The organism is Microbispora sp. NPDC088329 (genome assembly GCF_040685655.1).
Classification (GTDB): Bacteria; Actinomycetota; Actinomycetes; order Streptosporangiales; family Streptosporangiaceae; genus Microbispora.
Map to the genome: position 1 here is coordinate 154,657 of NZ_JBFBIP010000007.1, position 19,527 is coordinate 174,183.

Below are 19,527 nucleotides of genomic sequence, written 5' to 3' on the forward strand. Positions count from 1 at the left end.
TTCCTATATCTATGCAAATCTCCTACGCGAGGTAGTAGGAGAGGTGGGCATCCCTCCTCCGGACGTGCTGAAGATCGACACGCTAGCTGCCAGAGGTCCTGTCTGATCCGTCGGCGGTGCCGTCGATGTTCCCGTGTACGTCGGTGATGTTGGGCGGTAGCTTCGCTGTGTGGCTACCAACGAAGAGCGGTCGCGGTGGGTCGTGCATGGTGAGCGGCTGATCTACGACAACGAGTGGATCCGGCTGGGCCTGGTCGACGTCGAGATCCCTGATGGGGAGCGCTTCGAGCATCACGCGGTGCATCTGGGCCGGGCCGCCATGACGGTGCTGGTAGATGACGAACAGCGCGTGCTGATGATGTGGCGCCACCGCTTCCTCTTTGATAGGTGGGGCTGGGAGCTGCCCGGGGGCCTGGTGGAGGTCGGTGAAGACCCGAAGGACACTGCCGTCCGTGAGGTGGAAGAAGAGACCGGTTACCGGCCTAAGGAGATCGAGCACCTGATCACGTTTCAGCCGATGGTCGGCATGGTCGACTCAGAGCACCTCGTGTTCCTCGGCCGTGGCGCTGAACTCGTCGGTGAGCCGGTCGGCGAGGTGGAGGCCGATCGGCTGGAGTGGATCCCGATGAAGGAGATCCCGGACATGATCGCCCGTGGAGACGTTTGGAACTCCGGGGTGTTGATCGGGCTGTTGTACGCGCGGGAGCGCCTCAACGGGCCGCGCGGGTAGCCGCCCTGGTCAGTTCAGCGATGCGTCGCGCGTGTCGGCGAGACCCGATCATCGTGGCGAGTTGCTCGGCTCGGTAGAGGTGTGGTTGCGCGGCGTCCGGCTGCCCCATGGCCAAAAGGGCGTGGGCAAGGTCGCAGCGCAATCCGGCCTCGGCCCGGTTGTAGGTCCCGTCCATGCCTGCGAGGGCTGAACGTAGGTCCTCAATGGTCTCGGGGTCACCGAAGCGGACGAGGCAGTTGCCGCGCCACCGTGCGAGGTGGTGACGGTTGAGGGAGACGTACGGCAGGGTCGGATCGGCGTCCCCTTCGGGGAGCAGTGCGGCGGCCTGGTCGAGAGCGGTCCGGCAGGTTGTCTCGTCCCCCAGCATGGCGGCGGCCTCTGCTTCAGCGGCTGCAAGCCACGTGCGTAGATGGCCGGGGACGCGGCGATCATACGAGGCCCGGGTGTGCTGCAGTAGTTCGGTGGCCTCTGCCGGCCTTCCAAGATCAACGAGAACGTATGCCTGCTGGCCGCAGGCATAGGCGAGTAGCGCCGGGTCTTCGGCTTCGCGTGCTGCGGCTATTGCACGCTCGTGGTAGTCCCAGGCGTCTTTCAGGGCACAGGTGTCGATGGCCTGCCATCCGGCGAGAGCCGCGGTTTCGGACAGCACATGCGCCAATTTCGCCCGTATGCCGGGTCGTATGGCGTGATGGTGGGCGCGCTCTATTTGGGAGATCTGGGCGCGCATTTTGTCGGCGATGGCGGCGCTGCCAAGTCGGCGATCGAGCAGGCGCAGGTTGTTGGTGTCGGTACTGAGGATCATCGCCATGGCGGCGTCGATGGCGGCGGCGGCCTCGATGCGGGCGGTGAGTTCCTCGGTCTGCTCCTGGTGCTCGTCGCCGCGGTTGCCGGTGGGTGAGGCGATGTCGAGTGGGGCCAGGCCGAGCAGCATGCGTGCGTGGTCGGGTAGGCCGAGGCCGGCGGCGATGCGCTCATAGACCTCAAGGTCGGTGACCTGGCGCTGCCCGCGCATGAGCTGACTGATCCGGCCCTGGGCGATGCCGGTGGCGGCACTGAGGCGGATCTGACTGGCACCTGCGTACTTGACGGCGAGGTTGAAAACCCCTGCCATGTCACGTTTCTTGAGGATTTCCCTGCTTTCGTCTCGGTCCCATACCCATTCGGGTAGCTGGATCGGCTCGAAAGCGTTCCCGTGCATTCCGGCCTCCGGTTGTTCGCCCAGGCTGGTGGTGCATGGCTCGTGCTGAGAACTCTATATCTCCCGGTGATATATCCCGTGGGAATAGGACTGGAATCGTCTGCGATCCATTCTTTCCGGCATGACCACACCAGTTGAGTGCACCGCGTGCGACGGTCGCGGCTGGAAGATCGTCACCCGGCGCGGGCAGGTCGCGGCCGTGTCGCTGGGCCTGGCGACCTCGTCTCGGGAGGACTGCCTGTACTGCGACGGCGGCCAGGTGCCCGTGGAGATGTTCGAGTGGGAAGTCTTCCTCACAGACAACGGGACCGACGAACTCGGGCCGTGCGGCACCAGCGCCGGACAGGCCACCTCGATGGACGAGCTGCGCAAGGCGCTGCGCCGGATGGACCCCGCCCGGCAGCCGTGGGGGAGGATCACGCACCGGGTCTACGACTTCGGCACCGTGCCGGACGACTGGTCCCGCCGGATCATCTTCCGGGCCACCCTCGACGCGGCCGGACAGGTCCGCTTCGAACGGACCGACCGGTGAGCAACCGCACCCCGGCATGGGGCGGGCCGTGCCCATCCCCGCATCTCCCGCCGTTGCGGAACGGGGCCACGCCGCTCGTCTGGCACAAGCCGGGGCGGTTCGCCTGGTCGCGGGTGCTGGCCTGGACGTGCCACGAGCACCGCAACACCTGGTATGAGCTGTGCGCGGCTGGCGGCTTGGCCTACATCCGCCGGTTTAAGGGAGATGTGTTGAAGCCGGAGGTAGCGCACACCCACGCCTGGCGGGAGGCCGAGGCGCGGGCGGTGTGGCTGGCGCTGCTGTCCGGGCGAGCTCAATAGCCTTCCCGCTGGTGGCTGAGGTCCTGACAGGCCTGTACTTAGCCGCTACTGTGCTTATGCAGACAAGTGGAAAAGTGATTGGGCGCTTAACATGAGCATGGACTTCGCCCCGCCGAAGTACGCCCAGGTGATGACGGCGATTCAGCAGCGTATCCGGGACGGGGAGTACGCGCCCGGTGACATGCTGCCCTCGGAGACGCAACTCGTCCGGGAGTTCGGCGTCGGCCGCACCACCGTTGTGCGGGCGCTTCAGACCCTTGCCATGCAAGGCTGGATCGAACGCGAACACGGCCGCGGCTCGTTCGTGAAGGGCCGCCCGGAAAGCCCCGCCGAGCGGGTACGGCCCGGCCTGTCGACGGTCGAGCATCCCGAGAGCGCCGAGAACATCGTCAGCGTTGCCCGGGTGCCGGCCCCCCGGCACGTCGCCAAGCTGATGGGCGTCGACGAGCGAACCCCCGTGATCGCCCGCCACCGTGTGATGCGTCAGGGCGACCGGGTCTCGGCGGCGGAAACGCTGTGGTTCCCCCTGGAAGTCGCCCTCGGCACCGACCTGGACAAGCCCGATCCGCTGCGCCATGGGATCCGTCAGCACCTCCAAGCGGTCAAGCATCTTCGGGTCGACCACGTCACCGAACGCCTGACCGCACGGAAGCCGACCAAGGAGGAAGCCGACCTCCTCGGCTCCTCGTCCCCGGTTCTCGGCGTGCTGGCCACTGTGCACGACCCGGGCGGGACGGTACTCCTCGTGATGAGCGTGGCCTTGCCTGGTGATCTTCATGAGCTAGAAGATGTCTATCCCGTGACATAGACCGACTTCGGGAGGTGCCGTGAAGACTGTGTCCTCTGCCGTGGGTGAGAAGCCGATCATCAAGCGGCCGTTCTGGCGCAGTCGAAAAGGGGCTTATGTCTTTGTGTCGGCGCTGATGATCCTTCTGCCTGCGGTTGGGCTGTTCTTTCTGGTGAAGATCCCTCAGTGGGCGGACGACGCGAAGCTGGCCGCCCTGGTGGACCGGTTCGAGAGCTATCCGCTTCCTCCGAAGACGGAGCGACTGGACTATAGCGAACCCGATGCTTCGATCGCCCTTCGCGGGAATGGCAATCATTGCGACTATCGCGCCAGATGGACATTCAGGACCCAGCTCACCGGCCCTGAGCTCGCCGAGTACTACGAGCACGCCAGGATCGAGGGGGTCGAGAAGAGGGCGCCGAGCATCACGGTCTGGCTCGCGGAGCCGTCCAAGCGATCGGCTTACCCGGGCGAGTCGGTAGCGATCGTGGAACTCTACGACGGGACCAGCGCAGGGCTCGACCTTCGCTGCACCTGAGCGTCGGGCTAGTCCAATGGATACCTAAGTCTTACCGCGCTCGTTTCACTCGGTTACTTGTGCGGACGAGTGGATAAGACTTACAGTGGAACTCAATCGGACAAGTGGACGAGCGTATGAGCTGCTCGTCCCGAGAGTAAGGATCACTTCTCATGGCCATTGCAGGACCCATCCCGATCGCCTTCGAGCACGTCTTCCCGCACGGCTGCTACCTGGTGGGGGAGGTGGAGCAGGTCAAGGACTTCACCGCCTCGACCGGCGGGCGCACCGTCTACGCCAAGGACAAGACCACCGGGGAACTGGTCTGGCAGGTCGCCGTCATGGACGCCGACCGGGCCGCCAAGATCGCCCAGAAGACGGTCGCGGTGAAGATCATCGCCCCGGTGCAGCCGGTCCCGCCGACCCCCACGCCCGGCCTGCCCATCACGCCGGTCGAGTTCGAGGGGATGACGGTCACCCCGTACGTCCACCAGACCACCGGACGCCTGGCCTACTCCCTGCGAGCGAGGGCGATGCGCGCTCCCCGCACCGCGACCGCCTCGACCAAGCAGACCGGCGCGGCCGGTAAGGAGGTGGCGGCCTGATGCTCCGCAACCCCTACACCTACGTCACGCTCTCGCTCAGCCCCGGCAACCCGGCCAACGTCGGCATCTCGTTCTACTCGCCCGAGCTGCGGGCCGGGGCATCGGTGCTGGACTCCGGGCGGCCCTACTTCGCCATCACCAGCCCGAGCGTGGACGTGACCGTCTCGACCACCGCGGCCGGGCCGGTCACCCCTAGGGACGTCGAGATCGCCCGGCAGATTTGCCAGGCCGCCTCGCGCTACCTGGCCGACTGTGAGCGCCTCGTCGAGCAGCAGCCGGCCGACTCCGATCAGCTCGCCCTTCCGGTCGGCGACTCGGCGGCCTGACACGCAAGCGGGGCCGCTGGAAGCGGCAACTTCCGGCGGCCCCTCGGATCTCCCACGCACGCCAATGCTTGAGAGGACTCCAGCCTAATGCTGAGAAGACTGCCCGGAGACGAGGCGCGTAACCTCGTCTCCACCACCCCCGACACGGCCGTCGTCTTCCGCCCGGCCGTCATGCAAACCCCCGCCATCGTCACCATCGTGATCTGGCTGGCCCGCCTGCTACGCGGGCTGATCCGAACCCTGTGGCGGCACCCGATCGCCTGCACCGCCGCCGTGTCCCCAGCCGTGGTCACCCTGACCTACGGCTGGCGCATGGCCGTGGTCCTGGCCGGGTTCCTGCCCGCGATGGGCCTGTCATGGGCGCCGCTGGAGCGGGACTCCTTCCTGCGCGTGATCGGCTGGCCGCTGCTCGCCTGGTGGCGCCTGGTCTGGGTCTACCGGCGGCACTGGCAACCCGTAATGATCGTCTCCGGCCTCGGCCGTCACCTGCGCGGCCGGGCTACCTGCCCCGCCTAGTCAAGGTGCGGTGTACCTCCTGGGCCGACCTGGTCACCGTGAAGATGCTCAACGGGCAGGCGGTCAAGGACTGGACCGACCGGGCCGACCACCTCGCCCACGGCTTCGGCGCCCGGAGCTGCCGGGTGTCGATCGCCCGCGCCGGTCGCCTGGTGCTGACCCTGCCCCGGCACGACCCCCTCGCCGAGCCGTTGCCGGCCGTCCCCATCCCCGAGACACCTTCGGTGGGGCCGGTCGAGATCGGCCGGTGCGAGGACGGCACGCCGTACCGGCTCAAGGTCCACGGCACGCATGTGCTGATCGCGGGCGCGACCGGGGCCGGTAAGGGCTCCTACCTGTGGTCGGCGATCCGCGGCCTGCTCCCGGCGATGCGGGCGGGCCTGGTGCAGGTCTGGGCGCTCGATCCCAAGCGGATGGAGCTGTCCTTCGGCCGGGCACTGTTTGGTGCCCGCTACGCGGCGACACCTGCTGAGTGCGCCGACCTGCTTGAGGCGGCTGTAACCGTGATGCAGGAGCGAGCCGACCGGTTCGGCGGCAACCAGCGCTCCCACACACCTACCGTGGCGGACCCCTTCGTCCTGGTCGTCGTCGACGAGGTCGCCTTCCTGACCGCCTACCAGTCAGACAAAGGACTCCGCGAGCGAACCAAAGCGGCCCTCGCCACGCTCACCACCCAAGGCCGCGCGGTCGGCGTCGGCGTCATGGCCGCACTCCAAGACCCGCGCAAGGAGGTCATGAACATCCGCAACCTGTTCCCCGACAAGATCGCACTCCGGCTCGACGAGTCCGAACAGGTGGACATGGTCCTCGGCGACGGCGCACGCGACCGGGGCGCACTCGCCGATCACATCTCACCGATCCCCGAACTCGGCGCGGGCATCGGCTACGTCCGGCTCGAAACCTCACCCGACCCGATCCGCGTCCGCGCGGCCTACGTCTCCGATGAGGACATCCGCGCCATGGCCGCCACCTTCTCCACCGGCAGGGCGGGGGCGCATGCCCGTGGTTGAAATCTCTCATCTCCTGGACGAGCTCACCTGCGCGGCCTGCGGCACCCGCAACGCGCTGTGGCTCTACCCCATCCGGGGCGTCGTCGAGTGCCGCGAGTGCGGCGAGAAGGCAACCGTGATCGTCGAGCCCTCCGGCGGTGACCAATGACAGTCACCAGCGACAGGGCCACCCCGCGCGCCGTCCGCATGGCGATGCCACTGGCCCGGGACGTCGTCGAGGAGATCGCCAAACAGTACGGCGTGTGCATCCGTCCGGTTCCGCTCCGGCGGCAGGACATCCTCACCGGGCAGGCTGAGGTCATCGACGTGCCGTGCGGGGCAACGTTGGAGAGCAAGTGCCCGCCGTGCGCCAAGCGCAACCGGCAACTCCGTAGGGCGCAGTGCCGGGAGGGCTGGCACCTCGACCACGAGCCGGTCAACCTGCCGGACAACGCTGATGAGTATCAGCGTCACCTCGTGGAGCTGCGGGCCGACGCCCAGGCGTGGCGGGATGAGGTGGAAAAGGCCGGCGGCGACACCACCGACCTGGACGCCGCGATCGAGGACCTGGACGAGGAGATCAACCGGGCCGGGATGCGCGGCAACGTCCTCGGCCGTACCTCCGGCAAGCGCTCGCGGTCCACGAAGCGGCGGCAGGACGCCCCGGACCTGCCCAAGTGGCAGATGACCAAGAGCACGTTGGGGCGGACCTTCACCGGGTCGGACGGCAAGACCTACCGGCCTTCGATGTTCGTGACCCTGACTCTGCCGTCCTATGGGCGGGTACTTGAGGGTGCGCCCCTCGACCCGGACCGATACGACTACGCACGGGCGGCCCGCGACGCGCTGCACTTCTCCAAGCTTGTCGATCGCTTCGTTCAGAACCTCCGCCGCGTGGCGGGCTATGACGTGCAGTACTTCGCCACCGTCGAGCCGCAAAAGCGGCTCGCGCCGCATCTGCACATGGCGATCCGCGGCACGCTCCCGCGTGCGGAGCTGCGGCAGATCATCGCCGCCACGTATCACCAAGTGTGGTGGCCCTCGACCGATGTCGTGCGGTTCGAGGGTGACCACGCGCCGGTCTGGGAGGACGGGGCCGGCTACCTCGACCCCGAGACCGGGGAAGTGCTGCCGACCTGGGAACAGGCCCTCGACCAGCTCGACCAGGACGACGAGGCCGAACCCCTGCACGTGCTCCGCTTCGGCGACCAGCTCGACATTCAAAGCGTCCTCGCGGGCACCACGGACGCCGACCAGCTCATCGGCTACCTGTCGAAGTACCTGACCAAGAGCCTCAGCGACGCGCTCGGCACCGACGATTCCCGCCGGAAGGCTCATGCGGAGCGGCTGCTGGAGGCGTTGCGATTCGAGCCGTGTGCGCCTACCTGCCCGAACTGGCTGCGGTACGGGGTTCAGCCCAAGGGCGCCAAGCGCGGGATGGCCCCGGGCCGGTGCAAGGGCAAGGCGCACAAGCCCGATCACCTCGGCTACGCGGGCCGCCGGGTCCTGGTCTCAAGAAAGTGGTCGAACAAGACCCTGACGGAGCACAAGCAGGACCGGCGCACCTGGGTCCTGGAAGCCCTCGGCCTCGAAGACGAGCCGGTCGACCCCCACCGCTACATCTGGAAGCCCGTCAAGCCCGGTGATCCGGACCTGGCCCCGATCGGCGTCCGGCTACTGCGGTCGGTCCACGAGCGCCAGCGCTGGCGCAACCACCTCGACCGGCTCCAATACGAGGCAGACGCACAGCGTCTTTCGGCAACTGAAGGGAGGGCGGCGTGAAGAAGGACGACAAGCTGATGACGGTTCCCGAGATCCTCGCCGAGCTTGGCGGCATCTCCCGCCGCACCTTCTACCGCTGGCGCGAGATCGGCAAGGCCCCCGAGGGCTTCAAGCTCCCGAACGGTGAGATCCGCATCTATCGCAGTGAGTTCACCGCCTGGCTTGAGAGCCTCCGGGAGGCCGCGTGAACGCCTCCTATGCCGTGAAGTTCTGGGAGACCAGGCGGAACAAGTCGAGCAAGAAACCGTCGTACGAGGTGCGCTGGAAGGTCGGCGGCCGGGAGAAGTCCAAGAGCTTCGGGACCAAGGCGCTCGCGGACAACTGGCTGTCCGACCTCCGGCAGGCCGCCAAGCGCGGCGAGGCGTTCGACGTGGAGACCGGCCTCCCGGAATCCATGCTCAAGGCCAAGAAAGCGCGCACCTGGTACGCCTTCGCCGTCGCCTACGTCGAGACCCGCTGGCCGCACTCGGCGGCCAAGAGTCGAGAGGGCATGACAGACGCGCTGTCCAACGTCACGCCCGTGCTCACCAGCGACAGGCCGGGCCGCCCCGATGACGAGACCCTGCGGCGTGCGCTGCGGGAGTTCGCCTTCGTCCCGGCCGACCGTCACCCGGCCCCCTCGCCAGAGATCGCGGCGGCGATGCGCTGGCTGGAAGCGGCCTCGCTGCCGTTGACCGCGTTGGAGGAAGCCAAGCACGTCAGGGCGGCCCTGGAAGCCCTCTCGCTCCTCCTCGACGGCAAGGCCGCGGCGGCCTCCACCTTCCGGCGGAAGAGAGCCGTTTTCCATCACGCCCTGGAGTACGCCGTCGAGCTGGAAGAGCTTTCGGCAAATCCGCTCGACCGGGTGAAGCTGCGAAGGACCAAGACGAACGGCGAGATAGATCGGCGCGCCGTCATCAACCCGGCCCAGGCGCGGGAGCTGCTTGTCGCGCTCACCTACTGCGGCCGTAAGCGCGGGCCGATGCTCGTGGCGATGTTCGCCTGCATGTACTTCGGCGGCCTGCGTCCGGCTGGGGCCTGCTGACGCTGGAGAAGACCCGGCCCCAGAGCAACAAGCGGTTCACCGACTCGGGGGAGGGCCACGACGAGCGGGGACTTAAGCACCGGGATGACACGACGACGCGAGACGTTCCCATCCCGCCGGAACTGGTCGCGATCCTGCGCACGCACCTGGAGACCTTCGGCACAGCGAAGGACGGCCGGCTGTTCCGGACGAGGACGGACGGCGTCATCTCGGGCTCGGCGTACGCGAAGATCTGGAAGCAAGCCCGCAGCTACGCCTTCACTCCCGAGCAGGTCGCCTCGCCACTCGCGGCCCGGCCGTACGACCTACGCCACGCGGCCGTGTCCCTCTGGTTGAACGCAGGTGTCCACGCCCCGGAAGCCGCCGAGCGGGCCGGTCACGGGGTGGACGTCATGCTGCGCGTCTACGCCAAGTGCATCGACGGGCAACGCGAGATCGCCAACCAGCGCATCGAGTCCGCTCTCGTCGCATGACCGCTCTTGTGGCATCGTCTCAGGGTCTCGGATCGCTCCGGGGCCCTTCGGCGTCCTCTGAGCGGTCTCACCCCAAGGGACCGGAACAACAGCGTGACCTGTGGAAACCTGATCAGCACGGCGCGGAGGGGAGCACTGAACGTCTGTCTAATCGAGATGTTCCGACTATGCGTCTCAGTCGCATCTGTTAGAGTGTAGGCGGCGTTATCGGTCGGCAGTCTGTGCCAGATACCCGGTCAAGTTCTGGCGGGCGGACAAACATCCGATGCAGTCATTTACGTGGTACACCATCGTTCGTTCGATTACGACTGAGGCCGGGCAGTCCTGATCGGAGTGCGATGGCTCCCCTGCCGCAACTGTCAGAGGTCCCAATCCCGTCGAGTGCGTGGGCTGGCTACACGAGAGCCATAGTAGCTGTTCTGGCTCATGTGCCCCTTCTGCTGATTGTCGTGCTCTTCGCGCCTGCCCTCGTCGTCCTGCCTTTCCTGAAAAGCCGGCGCCGCGACCTCAAGACTCTGATCGAACTTCTCCGCGGCTGGAGTAGGGATATCCTCGACCGCTGTTCGCCCCTGAGAGTAGATCGATCGTGAGTGCTGCGCCGATCCTGTCTATGGCAAAAAGGCGAGCGTTATACACCGGCGAGCCCCACAGCGCTGCCCTCCAAGAGCTTAGAGGCGCCGAAGTTCATGCCAAGCCCATACCTCGTGCCCATGACCCTCAACAGCTACTCCTTGAAACAAAGTTCCTCCTCGCGATGAATCATACGATTTGGGGGGTGGGTAGTTCGGGAGGTGATGTTACCTCCGAATTCGATGGCTTGATGCTAGTGTCATATGTTATTCCGAGAACGCAGTCCTTAACTATCGCCATCGAGCCGTCGAGATTGTCGGGTATATTGGCCGCGATACTCCCGTGTTCGGAAGGTCCTTCGGACAGTAACGTGCTAGGCATACCTGGGCTGAGAATTGAGATACTTGAAAAAAAGATGCGATTATATAGGCCTGGACATGCGGGGGAGATATTCCTACGAGGTGGTCGCACTAGCATCGCCCGCTCTGAATGGAAGAAGGCTCTCCGAAGGTACCGTGAGGAGTTCAGCGGTGCCTACTACATCTGGGAGCGGTCGCCAAGTGTGTGGACGCGAGAGGAGCAGGGCGTGGAGGAATTATTCCACCGTCAGGACAGAAGTTCTTGGATGTGCAGCGGCATCATCCGTCGAATGAACGTATTTCGTGACTCCAAAAGTCTCGGCCCCGCCTGGGTTGATGTTTGGGATAGCGGGAAAGAGCTTAGAGGAGTTAGGCTTCAGTTAGAGTGGGTTAACGGCCGACCGCCTGGCGATGTTCGTGAATTACTTTTGGACCCTATTTTTGGCATGCGTTTGAGAGCTGTGTCTGAGTCTGCTGATCGAATTGAGCTGGAAGGGGATGGTAGTAAACTTGTCGGCGGAATAGATCTGCGCTACAACCGTGTTCTCAGCCAATAAGGCTGCTGGCTTATGGCGAAGGTCCTGCGCCTCTGTTTGAGGTGTCCCCGCTCGAACGTGCTGGGCATGGCGTTGACGACATGCTCCGGGTCTACACGAAGTGCATCGACGGGCAACGCGAGATCGCCAACCAACGGATCCCGGATGCCCTTGCTGGATGAGGAGAAGGTAAGGGGCGCTGAAAAGCAGGGGTCGGCTCACACCGGGACCCCTGCGCCATGTCCTGACTCGATCAAAGTTCAGAGATCCGGTAATACCACCACGCACCGGGTTGTCGTGGGAGCACGTGCGGCTGCGGCTCTGGGATGGTCCGGCGGTGGAATTCCTGATCCAACCTCGTCACAAGTCGTGCAAGCTCTGCGCGTTCAAGAGCCGGGAGGCGTCGGAGCGTGTACTCCAGAGCGTCTCGGGCGTCTTTCGGATCGCAGCAGGGGCATCCCGCGTTGGGAAGGTAGAGATGCCGGCCGGGTTGTCGGACGAAACGTTCGTACTCGGCGAACGCGCCGACGATGGCGCCGGGCCAGAGACGCTGTTGCTCTATGCGAGCGATGGCGGCACAGGTCCGACTCGACAGTCTCGGGATCTTGGGGGCCGGGCGGTAGCGCCGCCGATTGACCCAGAGCTGCGCACGCAGTGCGCTTGGCCGTCTACACGGCATCAGGCCTTCGGGTGGTCATGGATCGTACGGTGCCACGTCTCTGGCCAAGCAACCAGATGCGGTCTGGTCGAGCTCGAAATCCTTCCGGCAGCTCGTGAAATCTCTGAGCTGACCTGCGGAGACGTGACCAACATCATCCCGTGTATATCCCGCGACTGGCCACAAGCGGCGGCTCTCGGCGGCGTACGGCTGCACACGGCGTCACGGCACGATCAAGCAGAAGCCCAGCTCAGCAGGCAGATCGGCTGAGGAGAGGAGCGCGCCCTGAGGGATTCGAACCCCCGACCGTCGGATTAGAAGTCCGATGCTCTATCCAGCTGAGCTAAGGGCGCTCGTGCCTAATTCTGCATGATCCGGGGACCGGGTACACACCCGGTTTCCCCGACATGGGCCGGAGCGTGCCTCGTGTGGGCCTCCGAACCTGGTGGCCGTGCCCGTCAGGGAGCCGCTCGGCCTGCGCCGATGCGCTCACACGCGTGCCGTGAGGAGCCGCTTCAGCGACCGTCGCCGGCACTCGCCGGGCCTGAGCCCAGGTGGCGACGTCGCCCAGCCATATCACGCAGGTGGTGCTGGATCCGTGCAGCAGGAGCGGCGGCGGGGCCTCCGGAGAGCCGGAGGCGATGATGAAGGTCTCACCCTCCCGGGTCGGGATCCGCAGGCGCTCGCTCGGGACCCGGCCAGCGGGTGAGGAGCTCCCGGTGCCGCTCCCGCAGCTCGCGCTCGCCCTCGCTCGTGACGTAGATGCCGGTGGCAGTCACACCGCCGTTCCCTCCAGGACCAGGGGCGGTCGCAGAACCACGAGAAGATTTCTCGCTATATGGACGATCGTCCGAGAGGCGAGACGTTTTGTCGTCGTTCACGCCTTCGAGCGGAAATCTGATCGCCCGCGGGGCTAGACTCCAGCGCCATGTCCGTGCGCGAGATCCCCCTCATCGGAGACGTCTCCGAGGGGGTCGTGCGGGCGGGAGCGACCGTACGGCGGCCGATGCGTCGCACGTCGCCGTCGGTCCACGCGCTGCTGCGGCATCTGGAGGCCGCCGGGTTCGACCGGGCGCCGCGGTTCCTCGGGGTCGACGAGCGGGGCAGGGCGATCCTCACGTACGTCGAGGGCGTGGTGCCCGCGCATCCCCTGCCGGCGTACGCGGTGAGCGACGAGGCGCTGACCGTGCTGGCCCGGCTGCTGCGGCGCTTCCATGACGCGGCGGCCTCCTTCACCCCGCCTCCGGGCGCCACCTGGGAGGACGGCTCGGCCCCCGAGGGCCCCGCCGAGCTCGTCGGCCACTGCGACGTCACCCCGGCCAACGTCGTCTTCCGGAAGACGACGCGGGAGCTCCTGCCGTACGCGCTGATCGACTTCGACCTGGCCAGGCCGACCACGCGGCTGTTCGACGTGGTCACCACGTTGCGGCACTGGGCCCCGTTCGCCGATCCGCTGGACCGCGACCCGCTGCAGCGGTCCCTGGACGCGGCGGCCCGCGTCCGGTTGTTCTGCGACGCGTACGGCCTGCCGGCGCGGGACCGGCTCATGCTGGTGGAGACGGCCAGGATGCGGTTCGGCCGCTCCTACGCGCTCATGCGAGACCGGGCCAGGACGCTCGGCGGCGGCTGGGCGCGCATGTGGGACGGCGGCGCGGGCGGGCGCATCAGGCGTGCCGCGGCCTGGCTCGACGCCAACGAGGACGCGATCCAGCGCCGTCTCCTCGGCGAGGATCCCGTCCCCTGACAGAGGGCGGCGATCCCGTCCCCTGACGAAGCGACAGAGCCCGTCCTTTGACGAAGCGGCGATCCCGGCTCATGCCGAGGCGACGAGCCCATCGCGTGACAAATGCGCATGTACGGCAGAATGCGTGCGTGACCCGGATCATGGACGGTGCCACGGCGGCGGGGCTGCTCGCCGGGGCCGCGATCGACGCCGCGGTGGGGGATCCCCGGCGGGGTCATCCCGTCGCGGTGTTCGGCGGCCGGGCCGCCTCCCTCGAAAAGCGCATATATCGAGACTCGCGGGTGGCGGGCGTCGCCTACACCACCGTCTGCGTCGGCGCGGCGACGGCCGTGGGAGCGCTCGCCGCGCGGATGACCCGGTCGAGCCCCGTCGCGCGGGCCGCGGTCACCGCCGCCGCCACCTGGGCGGTCCTCGGCGGCACGACGCTGGGCAGGGAGGGCACACTGATGGCCCGGGCCCTGCGCGACGGCGACCTGGCCGCGGCCCGCGCACGCCTCCCGCACCTGTGCGGGCGCGACCCGTCCGGGCTGGACGCCGCGGAGCTCGCGCGGGGCACGGTCGAGTCGATCGCGGAGAACACCTCGGACGCCGTCGTCGCCCCGCTCGTGTGGGGCGCGCTCTTCGGCGTGCCCGGCCTGCTCGGCTACCGCGCGATCAACACGCTCGACGCGATGGTGGGCCACCGGTCGCCGCGCTATGCGAGATTCGGCTGGGCCTCGGCCCGGCTGGACGACGTGGCCAACTACGTGCCGGCCCGGCTGACGGCCCTGCTCACCGTGGGCCTCGCCGGTCTGGCCGGCGGCTCCCCGCGCCGCGCGGCGGCCGTCCTCGCCCGGGACGGGCACCGCCATCCCAGCCCCAACTCCGGACGCTGCGAGGCGGCCTTCGCCGGTGCCCTCGGCGTACGCCTCGGCGGGGCCAACGACTACGGCGGCAGGGTGGAGCACCGCCCGGAGCTGGGCGAAGGCCCCCGCCCGGCAGTCTCCGACATTCCCAGGTCCGTACGGCTAGCGCGCGCGGTGTCCTACGCGTCGGTCGGCCTGGCCGTCGCCGCCCGGCTCGCCCTCACCCGGAACCGCCGAAGGGATCGATGATGACTGCACTCGTCCTGCTGCTGGCCGTCGCGGTCGTCTTCAGTCTCACGGTCGCGGTGATCCTGATCGTCGTGCTGGCGGTGCGCGCGTCACGGCGGCCCGCGCCGCCACCACGAGACCGGAATGATCCGTCCCAGGATTGGTAGGTTCGACGGCATGGGCGGAGAAAGCGGAAAGAACCGGGTCCTGCTGGTCTTCGACGGCGACTGCGCCTTCTGCCAGACGTGCGTGAACACCGGGCATCGGCTCCTGCCGTACATGCCCGCCGTGCGGGCCTGGCAGGGCCTCGACCTCGGCGCGGTGGGCCTGACGCGCGCGGAGGCCGAGACGTCGGTGCAGCTCCTCGGTCCGGATGGACTGCGCGCCCACGGCGCGCGCGCCGTCGCACTGCTCCTCGCCCTGCAGCCGCGCGCGGCCTGGCGCGCGGCCGGCCGGGTGATGCTGACCCCGCCGGTGAGCTGGCTCGCGGAGGCGGGCTACCGGCTGGTCTCCCGCTACCGCCACCTGCTGCCGGGCTCGACCACCTGCGGCACGTCTTGACCTCCGCTTTGCCGGGAGTGGGAACGAACACGACCGGGAAGTGTCCGGAAGCGGGCATACCCCGCGCCTGACGGGAGCGCCACCATTGCGGCATGACAGCAGTGGTGGAGACCGAAGGACTGACGAAGTTCTACGGTACGAGACGGGGCCTCGAGGACCTCACCCTCGAAATCCGGCCGGGCGAGGTCTTCGGCTATCTGGGCCCCAACGGCGCCGGCAAGACGACGACGATCCGGCTGCTCCTCGACGTGATCCGGCCGACGTCCGGCCGGGCGACCGTCCTCGGCGCCGGCACCCGCGACCCGCGCGTACGCGCCCGGATCGGCTACCTCCCGGGCGAGCTCGCGCTGGAGGGCAGGGAGCGGGCCCGCGACTACCTGCAGTTCCTCGCCGACGTACGCGGCGGGGTGAGCCGCGGCAGGATCGACGAACTGGCCGAGCGGCTCGACGCCGACCTGTCGGTCAGGATGGGCGAGCTGTCGAAGGGCAACAAGCAGAAGGTCGGGCTCATCCAGGCGTTCATGCACGAGCCCGAGCTGCTCATCCTGGACGAGCCGACGAGCGGGCTCGACCCGCTGGTGCAGCAGGAGTTCCTGGCCATGGTCCGGGAGGCGCGCACCGCCGGTCACACGGTCCTGATGTCGTCGCACGTGCTCGCCGAGGTGGAGCACGTGGCCGACCGGGTGGGCATCGTGCGCGCGGGCCGCCTCGTCGCGGTCGAGGACATCGCCGCGCTGCGCGAGCGAGCCGTACGGCACGTGGAGCTCCACTTCGACGCGCCGATTCCGAAGGAGTCGTTCGAGGGGCTCCCGGGCGTACGCGACGTGGTCGTCCAGGGCGCGAGCCTGCGCTGCACGATCGACGGCAGGCCCGACGCGCTGATCAAGGCGGCGGCCCGCCACACCGTGGTCCACATGGTCAGTGCCGAGCCGGACCTGGAAGAGATCTTCCTGACCTACTACAGCGAGGAGGAGGGCCGTCATGCCCACGCTGGTGCGTAAGAGCCTCGGGGAGTACCGCCGCGCCCTCATCGGGTGGACGGTCGGGCTGTGCGCGTTCCTCGGGATGTACATCTCGATCTACGCGAGCATGATGAACGACCCCGAGACGTTCAGTAAACAGGCCATCGCCAAGTATCCCGGCGCGTTCAGGGACCTGATGGGCGGCATGTCCGACATCGCGACCGGGCGCGGCTATCTGCAGGCGGTCGCCTACCAGCTCCTCGGCCCGCTGCTGTTCACCATGTGCGCCGCGATCCTCGGCAACCGGGCCATCGCCGGCCCGGAGGAGGCCAAGACGCTGGAGCTCACGCTGACGCTGCCGATCGACCGCAGGCGGCTGCTGCTGGAGCGCTGGGCCGCGCTGGCGCTCGGCCTGCTCGCCGTGGCGCTGGTGACGCTGGCCGTCGCCACCGGGGCCTCGTCCGCCGCCCACATGGACGTGCCGTTCGGCGGCATCCTCGCCGCGCACACCGGGCTGTTCCTGCTCGTGCTGTTCTTCGGGACGCTGACGCTGTGCGTGGGCGCGGCGTTCGGGCGCAAGCAGATCGCGCTCGCCGTGGTCGGCGTCTGGGGCGTGGGCGGGTACATCGTGGAGACCATGGGCAGGAGCATCGACGCGATCTCCTGGCTGCGCTGGCTCTCGCCCGTCCACTACTACCTCGACGGCCGCCCGCTCTACCAGGGCTGGCCGTACGGCGACTACCTTGTGCTGCTGGGTGCGACGGCCGTCCTCCTCATGACGGCGCTGCTCGCCTTCGAACGGCGTGACGTAGGGGTCTGATGGACAGCGTTCTCGCTCGCGTGAGCGAGGCGACCGGGGTGCCCGCCGACTTACTCGGCGGGTTCCTGTCGGTCCTGGCCGCGTCGGCCGCCACCGGCAGGCTGCCCGGCCGCGCCGACATGGACGGCCTGCGCGAGTGCGGCGCCCTCGCCGCCGAGCGCGGCATCCCGCTGCGGGTGCTCGCCGACGCCTGCCTGCACGCCGCCGAGATCACCGCCGGTGGCGCCTTCGGCGCCGTACGCCGGGGCATGGCCGCCTACATCGAGGGATACGAGGAGGCCCAGCGCGCCGCTCTCCGGCAGGAGGAGGAGGCGCGCCGCCTGTTCGTCGACGACCTGTTGCAGGGCAGGGCGGACGCCGAGCGGGCCGAGCACTTCGGCCTGCGGCTCGCCGGGGCGTACGTCGTGACCGTGGTCAAACCCGGCAGCCCGCTCACGCCGGGCGACCCGCTGGCCGGGAGGATCGAACAGGCGCTGGTGGCGAGGTTCGGCTCGCACAACATCCTCGTCGCCGTCCGCGACGGCCTGCTCGTGTGCGCGTCCCCCGGCGAACTGACCGCCGCGAGCGGTGAGTTCACCCACCACGTACGGTCCGCGCTCACGGAGTGGCGGGCAGGGGTGGGCCGCCCCCACCAGGGCCCCGGCGGGATCGTCACCTCCTACCGGGAGGCGGCGGGCGCCATCGACCTCGGCGAGCGGCTGGGCCTGCGGGCCCAGGTGCTGAAAGCGGCCGACCTGCTGGTCTTCCCGGTGCTGCTGCGGGACAGGGAGGCGATCGTGGACCTGGTCTCCACCGTGCTCGGGCCGCTCACCTCCGCCCGCGGCGGGCCGGAGCCGCTGCTGGAGACGCTGGAGGCCGTCTTCGCCTCCCAGGGCAACCACACGGCGGCGGCGCGCAGGCTCGGCATCAGCACCCGGGCGATCACCTATCGGCTGGAGCGGATCCGCAGGCTCACCGGCTTCTCGCCGAGCGACCCGACCCAGCGGTTCACGCTGGAGACGGCCGTGCTCGGGGCCCGGCTCCTGGAGTGGCCGGCCCACCCTCTGGTCTGATCGAGAGCACCCCCGCCACCTTCAACGTATAGGGGACGGGGGGACTTGCGGCAAGACCCTGGTGACGGCGCACAATCGGGGGCCGTGAGCCGGGCCGGTCCACGGCGGACGCCGTATCGAGCCGCGAGCACGCTCACCTCATCCACGCCATTCCAGGGCAAGACACAGGGGAGTGCACATGCGCGTGCTGTTGTCCACGATCGGGACGCGGGGGGAGGTCCAGCCGATGGTGGCGCTGGCCATGGAGCTGCGGGAACTCGGGCAGGAGGCCCGCCTGTGCGTGCCCCCCGACTTCCGCGACCGGATCGAGGGCCTCGGGTTCCCCGTCGTGCCCATCGGGCCCGAGCTGCGCCCGACCGCGTCGGCCGCCCCACGGGAGCAGGCCCCGCCCACGCCCGAGCAACGCCGGCGGATGATCGACGGCACGGTCGCCGTCCAGTTCGCCACCATCTCCGCGGCCGCGGAGGACTGCGACGTCATCGTGGGCGGCGGGGCCATGTCGATGGCGGCGCACTCGGTGGCGGAGCGGCTGGGGATCGGCTACGTGTACGTGAGCTACTGCCCCGTAACCCTGCCGTCGCCGCACCACGCACCCGTGCCCGTCTGGGGGCAGGGGCCGGTGGACGGCACGACCGACAACCGCGCGCTCTGGGCCGAGGACGCGCGGCGCTGGAACGGCACCGTCGGCGCCGCGCTCAACGCCCACCGGGCCGCGGCCGGTCTGGCTCCGGTGGCGGACACGCGAGGTCACATGGTCACCGACCGGCCGTGGCTGGCCGCCGACCCGACGCTGGCGCCCTGGCCCGAACCCGCCGAGCTCGGCGTGGTGCAGACGGGCGCCTGGATCCTGCCGGACCGGCGCCCGCTGCCGCCGGAGCTGGAGAGGTTCCTCGACGACGGCGAGTCGCCGGTCTGCGTCGGCTTCGGCAGCGTCCGCGCTCCCCGGGACATCGCGCAGGTGACGGTCGAGGCGGCCCGCGCACTCGGACGCCGCGTCATCGTGCTCCGCGGCTGGGCCGGCCTGTCCCCGGCGGACGACGGACCCGACTGCCTGGCGATCGACGAGGTCAACCAGCAGGCGCTCTTCCTCCGGGTCGCCGCCGTCGTCCACCACGGCGGCGCGGGCACCACGACCGCCGCCGCGCTGGCCGGGACACCGCAGGTCGTCCTGCCGCAGCACTACGACCAGCACTACTGGGCGGGGCGGGTCGGCGACCTCGGGATCGGGGTCGCGCACCCGCCCGCCGAGCCGACCGCCGAGTCGCTGACCGCGGCTCTCCGCCGGGTCCTCCACCCCGACGTGGTCGCCCGTGCCGGGGCCGTCGCGGGCGAGGTGCGCACCGACGGCGCCGCGGTCGCGGCGCGGCGTCTGATCGCCGCCGCGGGACGGCAGCCGGAGTGAAGACGAGCCGTC

At 68.6% G+C, this 19,527-nt stretch carries 25 protein-coding genes and 1 tRNA gene; 23 read left to right on the forward strand and 3 right to left on the reverse strand.

Annotated features, from left to right (window positions below):
- Window positions 1-169 precede the first annotated feature (169 nt).
- Complete coding sequence (locus AB0O28_RS16265) at window positions 170-730, forward strand: NUDIX hydrolase (protein WP_363640733.1); 561 nt, start codon at window positions 170-172, stop codon at window positions 728-730.
- Here the strand turns inward: AB0O28_RS16265 and AB0O28_RS16270 are convergent.
- Window positions 711-1,928 carry an XRE family transcriptional regulator gene (locus tag AB0O28_RS16270; protein WP_363640735.1) on the reverse strand — a complete coding sequence of 406 codons (1,218 nt, stop codon included), beginning with the start codon at window positions 1,926-1,928 and terminating at the stop codon, window positions 711-713. The genes AB0O28_RS16265 and AB0O28_RS16270 overlap by 20 nt on opposite strands.
- Before the next feature lie 121 nt (window positions 1,929-2,049).
- Between AB0O28_RS16270 and AB0O28_RS16275 the strand changes: the two genes are divergently transcribed.
- From AB0O28_RS16275 to AB0O28_RS16340, 14 genes are all read left to right on the forward strand, one after another.
- Complete coding sequence (locus AB0O28_RS16275) at window positions 2,050-2,460, forward strand: hypothetical protein (RefSeq protein WP_363640737.1); 411 nt, start codon at window positions 2,050-2,052, stop codon at window positions 2,458-2,460.
- A complete protein-coding gene (locus AB0O28_RS16280; RefSeq protein ID WP_363640739.1) occupies window positions 2,457-2,759 on the forward strand; it encodes a hypothetical protein in 303 nt (100 codons plus the stop codon). The genes AB0O28_RS16275 and AB0O28_RS16280 overlap by 4 nt, the downstream gene beginning before the upstream one ends.
- Before the next feature lie 91 nt (window positions 2,760-2,850).
- Complete coding sequence (locus AB0O28_RS16285) at window positions 2,851-3,567, forward strand: GntR family transcriptional regulator (protein ID WP_363640741.1); 717 nt, start codon at window positions 2,851-2,853, stop codon at window positions 3,565-3,567.
- 19 nt (window positions 3,568-3,586) lie between these two features.
- Window positions 3,587-4,084: a hypothetical protein gene (locus AB0O28_RS16290; protein WP_363640743.1), complete on the forward strand. Its 498-nt coding sequence runs from the start codon at window positions 3,587-3,589 to the stop codon at window positions 4,082-4,084.
- Window positions 4,085-4,236: 152 nt separating this feature from the next.
- Window positions 4,237-4,668, forward strand: coding sequence for a plasmid replication, integration and excision activator (locus AB0O28_RS16295; RefSeq protein ID WP_363640745.1), 432 nt, complete (start codon window positions 4,237-4,239; stop codon window positions 4,666-4,668).
- On the forward strand, window positions 4,668-4,994 hold the full coding sequence (locus AB0O28_RS16300; RefSeq protein WP_363640747.1) for a hypothetical protein: 327 nt from the start codon (window positions 4,668-4,670) through the stop codon (window positions 4,992-4,994). The genes AB0O28_RS16295 and AB0O28_RS16300 overlap by 1 nt, the downstream gene beginning before the upstream one ends.
- Window positions 4,995-5,081: 87 nt before the next feature.
- A complete protein-coding gene (locus AB0O28_RS16305) occupies window positions 5,082-5,510 on the forward strand; it encodes a hypothetical protein (protein WP_363640749.1) in 429 nt (142 codons plus the stop codon).
- 5 nt (window positions 5,511-5,515) lie between these two features.
- Entirely contained in the window at window positions 5,516-6,520 is a 1,005-nt protein-coding gene (locus AB0O28_RS16310) for an FtsK/SpoIIIE domain-containing protein (protein WP_363640751.1), read from the forward strand.
- Window positions 6,507-6,668: a hypothetical protein gene (locus AB0O28_RS16315; protein ID WP_363640753.1), complete on the forward strand. Its 162-nt coding sequence runs from the start codon at window positions 6,507-6,509 to the stop codon at window positions 6,666-6,668. Before AB0O28_RS16310 ends, AB0O28_RS16315 begins: the two co-directional genes overlap by 14 nt.
- On the forward strand, window positions 6,665-8,281 hold the full coding sequence (locus AB0O28_RS16320; RefSeq protein WP_363640755.1) for a replication initiator: 1,617 nt from the start codon (window positions 6,665-6,667) through the stop codon (window positions 8,279-8,281). The genes AB0O28_RS16315 and AB0O28_RS16320 overlap by 4 nt, the downstream gene beginning before the upstream one ends.
- The gene (locus AB0O28_RS16325) at window positions 8,278-8,469 is read left to right on the forward strand and encodes a helix-turn-helix domain-containing protein (RefSeq protein ID WP_363416385.1); all 192 of its coding nucleotides are present in this window, start codon (window positions 8,278-8,280) and stop codon (window positions 8,467-8,469) included. The genes AB0O28_RS16320 and AB0O28_RS16325 overlap by 4 nt, the downstream gene beginning before the upstream one ends.
- On the forward strand, window positions 8,466-9,305 hold the full coding sequence (locus tag AB0O28_RS16330; protein ID WP_363640758.1) for a hypothetical protein: 840 nt from the start codon (window positions 8,466-8,468) through the stop codon (window positions 9,303-9,305). Before AB0O28_RS16325 ends, AB0O28_RS16330 begins: the two co-directional genes overlap by 4 nt.
- Window positions 9,306-9,625: 320 nt before the next feature.
- Window positions 9,626-9,778: a hypothetical protein gene (locus AB0O28_RS16335; protein WP_363640760.1), complete on the forward strand. Its 153-nt coding sequence runs from the start codon at window positions 9,626-9,628 to the stop codon at window positions 9,776-9,778.
- A gap of 1,156 nt (window positions 9,779-10,934) precedes the next feature.
- The gene (locus AB0O28_RS16340) at window positions 10,935-11,264 is read left to right on the forward strand and encodes a hypothetical protein (RefSeq protein WP_363640762.1); all 330 of its coding nucleotides are present in this window, start codon (window positions 10,935-10,937) and stop codon (window positions 11,262-11,264) included.
- Between the two features lie 916 nt (window positions 11,265-12,180).
- Here the strand turns inward: AB0O28_RS16340 and AB0O28_RS16345 are convergent.
- Both AB0O28_RS16345 and AB0O28_RS16350 read right to left on the reverse strand, forming a co-directional pair.
- Window positions 12,181-12,254 (reverse strand) — tRNA-Arg (locus AB0O28_RS16345).
- A 300-nt stretch (window positions 12,255-12,554) separates the two neighbouring features.
- On the reverse strand, window positions 12,555-12,680 hold the full coding sequence (locus tag AB0O28_RS16350) for a hypothetical protein (RefSeq protein ID WP_363640764.1): 126 nt from the start codon (window positions 12,678-12,680) through the stop codon (window positions 12,555-12,557).
- Window positions 12,681-12,829: 149 nt separating this feature from the next.
- Here AB0O28_RS16350 and AB0O28_RS16355 point away from each other — a divergent pair, with 149 nt between their 5' ends.
- The 8 genes from AB0O28_RS16355 (at window position 12,830) to AB0O28_RS16390 (ending at window position 19,515) form a co-directional block, all read left to right on the forward strand.
- Window positions 12,830-13,645: an aminoglycoside phosphotransferase family protein gene (locus tag AB0O28_RS16355; protein ID WP_363640766.1), complete on the forward strand. Its 816-nt coding sequence runs from the start codon at window positions 12,830-12,832 to the stop codon at window positions 13,643-13,645.
- Window positions 13,646-13,785: 140 nt separating this feature from the next.
- Window positions 13,786-14,739 carry a cobalamin biosynthesis protein gene (locus tag AB0O28_RS16360; RefSeq protein ID WP_363640975.1) on the forward strand — a complete coding sequence of 318 codons (954 nt, stop codon included), beginning with the start codon at window positions 13,786-13,788 and terminating at the stop codon, window positions 14,737-14,739.
- Window positions 14,739-14,885 (forward strand): hypothetical protein, encoded by a 147-nt coding sequence (locus AB0O28_RS16365; RefSeq protein WP_363640768.1) that lies wholly within the window; start codon window positions 14,739-14,741, stop codon window positions 14,883-14,885. The genes AB0O28_RS16360 and AB0O28_RS16365 overlap by 1 nt, the downstream gene beginning before the upstream one ends.
- A gap of 10 nt (window positions 14,886-14,895) precedes the next feature.
- Window positions 14,896-15,279, forward strand: coding sequence for a DCC1-like thiol-disulfide oxidoreductase family protein (locus AB0O28_RS16370; RefSeq protein WP_363640770.1), 384 nt, complete (start codon window positions 14,896-14,898; stop codon window positions 15,277-15,279).
- A 92-nt stretch (window positions 15,280-15,371) separates the two neighbouring features.
- Window positions 15,372-16,280, forward strand: coding sequence for an ABC transporter ATP-binding protein (locus tag AB0O28_RS16375; RefSeq protein ID WP_363640772.1), 909 nt, complete (start codon window positions 15,372-15,374; stop codon window positions 16,278-16,280).
- Window positions 16,261-17,061 (forward strand): ABC transporter permease subunit, encoded by an 801-nt coding sequence (locus AB0O28_RS16380; protein ID WP_363640774.1) that lies wholly within the window; start codon window positions 16,261-16,263, stop codon window positions 17,059-17,061. Before AB0O28_RS16375 ends, AB0O28_RS16380 begins: the two co-directional genes overlap by 20 nt.
- On the forward strand, window positions 17,061-18,113 hold the full coding sequence (locus AB0O28_RS16385; RefSeq protein WP_363640775.1) for a helix-turn-helix domain-containing protein: 1,053 nt from the start codon (window positions 17,061-17,063) through the stop codon (window positions 18,111-18,113). Before AB0O28_RS16380 ends, AB0O28_RS16385 begins: the two co-directional genes overlap by 1 nt.
- Window positions 18,114-18,291: 178 nt before the next feature.
- On the forward strand, window positions 18,292-19,515 hold the full coding sequence (locus AB0O28_RS16390) for a glycosyltransferase (RefSeq protein WP_363640777.1): 1,224 nt from the start codon (window positions 18,292-18,294) through the stop codon (window positions 19,513-19,515).
- Window positions 19,516-19,527: the final 12 nt, after the last annotated feature.

Bases quoted from the DNA above. Each gene is read 5' to 3' on its own strand.
- AB0O28_RS16270 (WP_363640735.1), bottom strand. From the start codon at position 1,928: ATGCACGGGAACGCTTTCGAGCCGATCCAGCTACCCGAATGGGTATGG.
- AB0O28_RS16285 (WP_363640741.1), top strand. From the start codon at position 2,851: ATGAGCATGGACTTCGCCCCGCCGAAGTACGCCCAGGTGATGACGGCG.
- AB0O28_RS16365 (WP_363640768.1), top strand. From the start codon at position 14,739: ATGACTGCACTCGTCCTGCTGCTGGCCGTCGCGGTCGTCTTCAGTCTC.
- AB0O28_RS16360 (WP_363640975.1), top strand. From the start codon at position 13,786: ATGGACGGTGCCACGGCGGCGGGGCTGCTCGCCGGGGCCGCGATCGAC.
- AB0O28_RS16320 (WP_363640755.1), top strand. From the start codon at position 6,665: ATGACAGTCACCAGCGACAGGGCCACCCCGCGCGCCGTCCGCATGGCG.
- AB0O28_RS16275 (WP_363640737.1), top strand. From the start codon at position 2,050: ATGACCACACCAGTTGAGTGCACCGCGTGCGACGGTCGCGGCTGGAAG.
- AB0O28_RS16370 (WP_363640770.1), top strand. From the start codon at position 14,896: ATGGGCGGAGAAAGCGGAAAGAACCGGGTCCTGCTGGTCTTCGACGGC.
- AB0O28_RS16380 (WP_363640774.1), top strand. From the start codon at position 16,261: ATGCCCACGCTGGTGCGTAAGAGCCTCGGGGAGTACCGCCGCGCCCTC.
- AB0O28_RS16315 (WP_363640753.1), top strand. From the start codon at position 6,507: ATGCCCGTGGTTGAAATCTCTCATCTCCTGGACGAGCTCACCTGCGCG.
- AB0O28_RS16305 (WP_363640749.1), top strand. From the start codon at position 5,082: ATGCTGAGAAGACTGCCCGGAGACGAGGCGCGTAACCTCGTCTCCACC.
- AB0O28_RS16375 (WP_363640772.1), top strand. From the start codon at position 15,372: ATGACAGCAGTGGTGGAGACCGAAGGACTGACGAAGTTCTACGGTACG.
- AB0O28_RS16295 (WP_363640745.1), top strand. From the start codon at position 4,237: ATGGCCATTGCAGGACCCATCCCGATCGCCTTCGAGCACGTCTTCCCG.
- AB0O28_RS16300 (WP_363640747.1), top strand. From the start codon at position 4,668: ATGCTCCGCAACCCCTACACCTACGTCACGCTCTCGCTCAGCCCCGGC.
- AB0O28_RS16390 (WP_363640777.1), top strand. From the start codon at position 18,292: ATGCGCGTGCTGTTGTCCACGATCGGGACGCGGGGGGAGGTCCAGCCG.
- AB0O28_RS16355 (WP_363640766.1), top strand. From the start codon at position 12,830: ATGTCCGTGCGCGAGATCCCCCTCATCGGAGACGTCTCCGAGGGGGTC.
- AB0O28_RS16385 (WP_363640775.1), top strand. From the start codon at position 17,061: ATGGACAGCGTTCTCGCTCGCGTGAGCGAGGCGACCGGGGTGCCCGCC.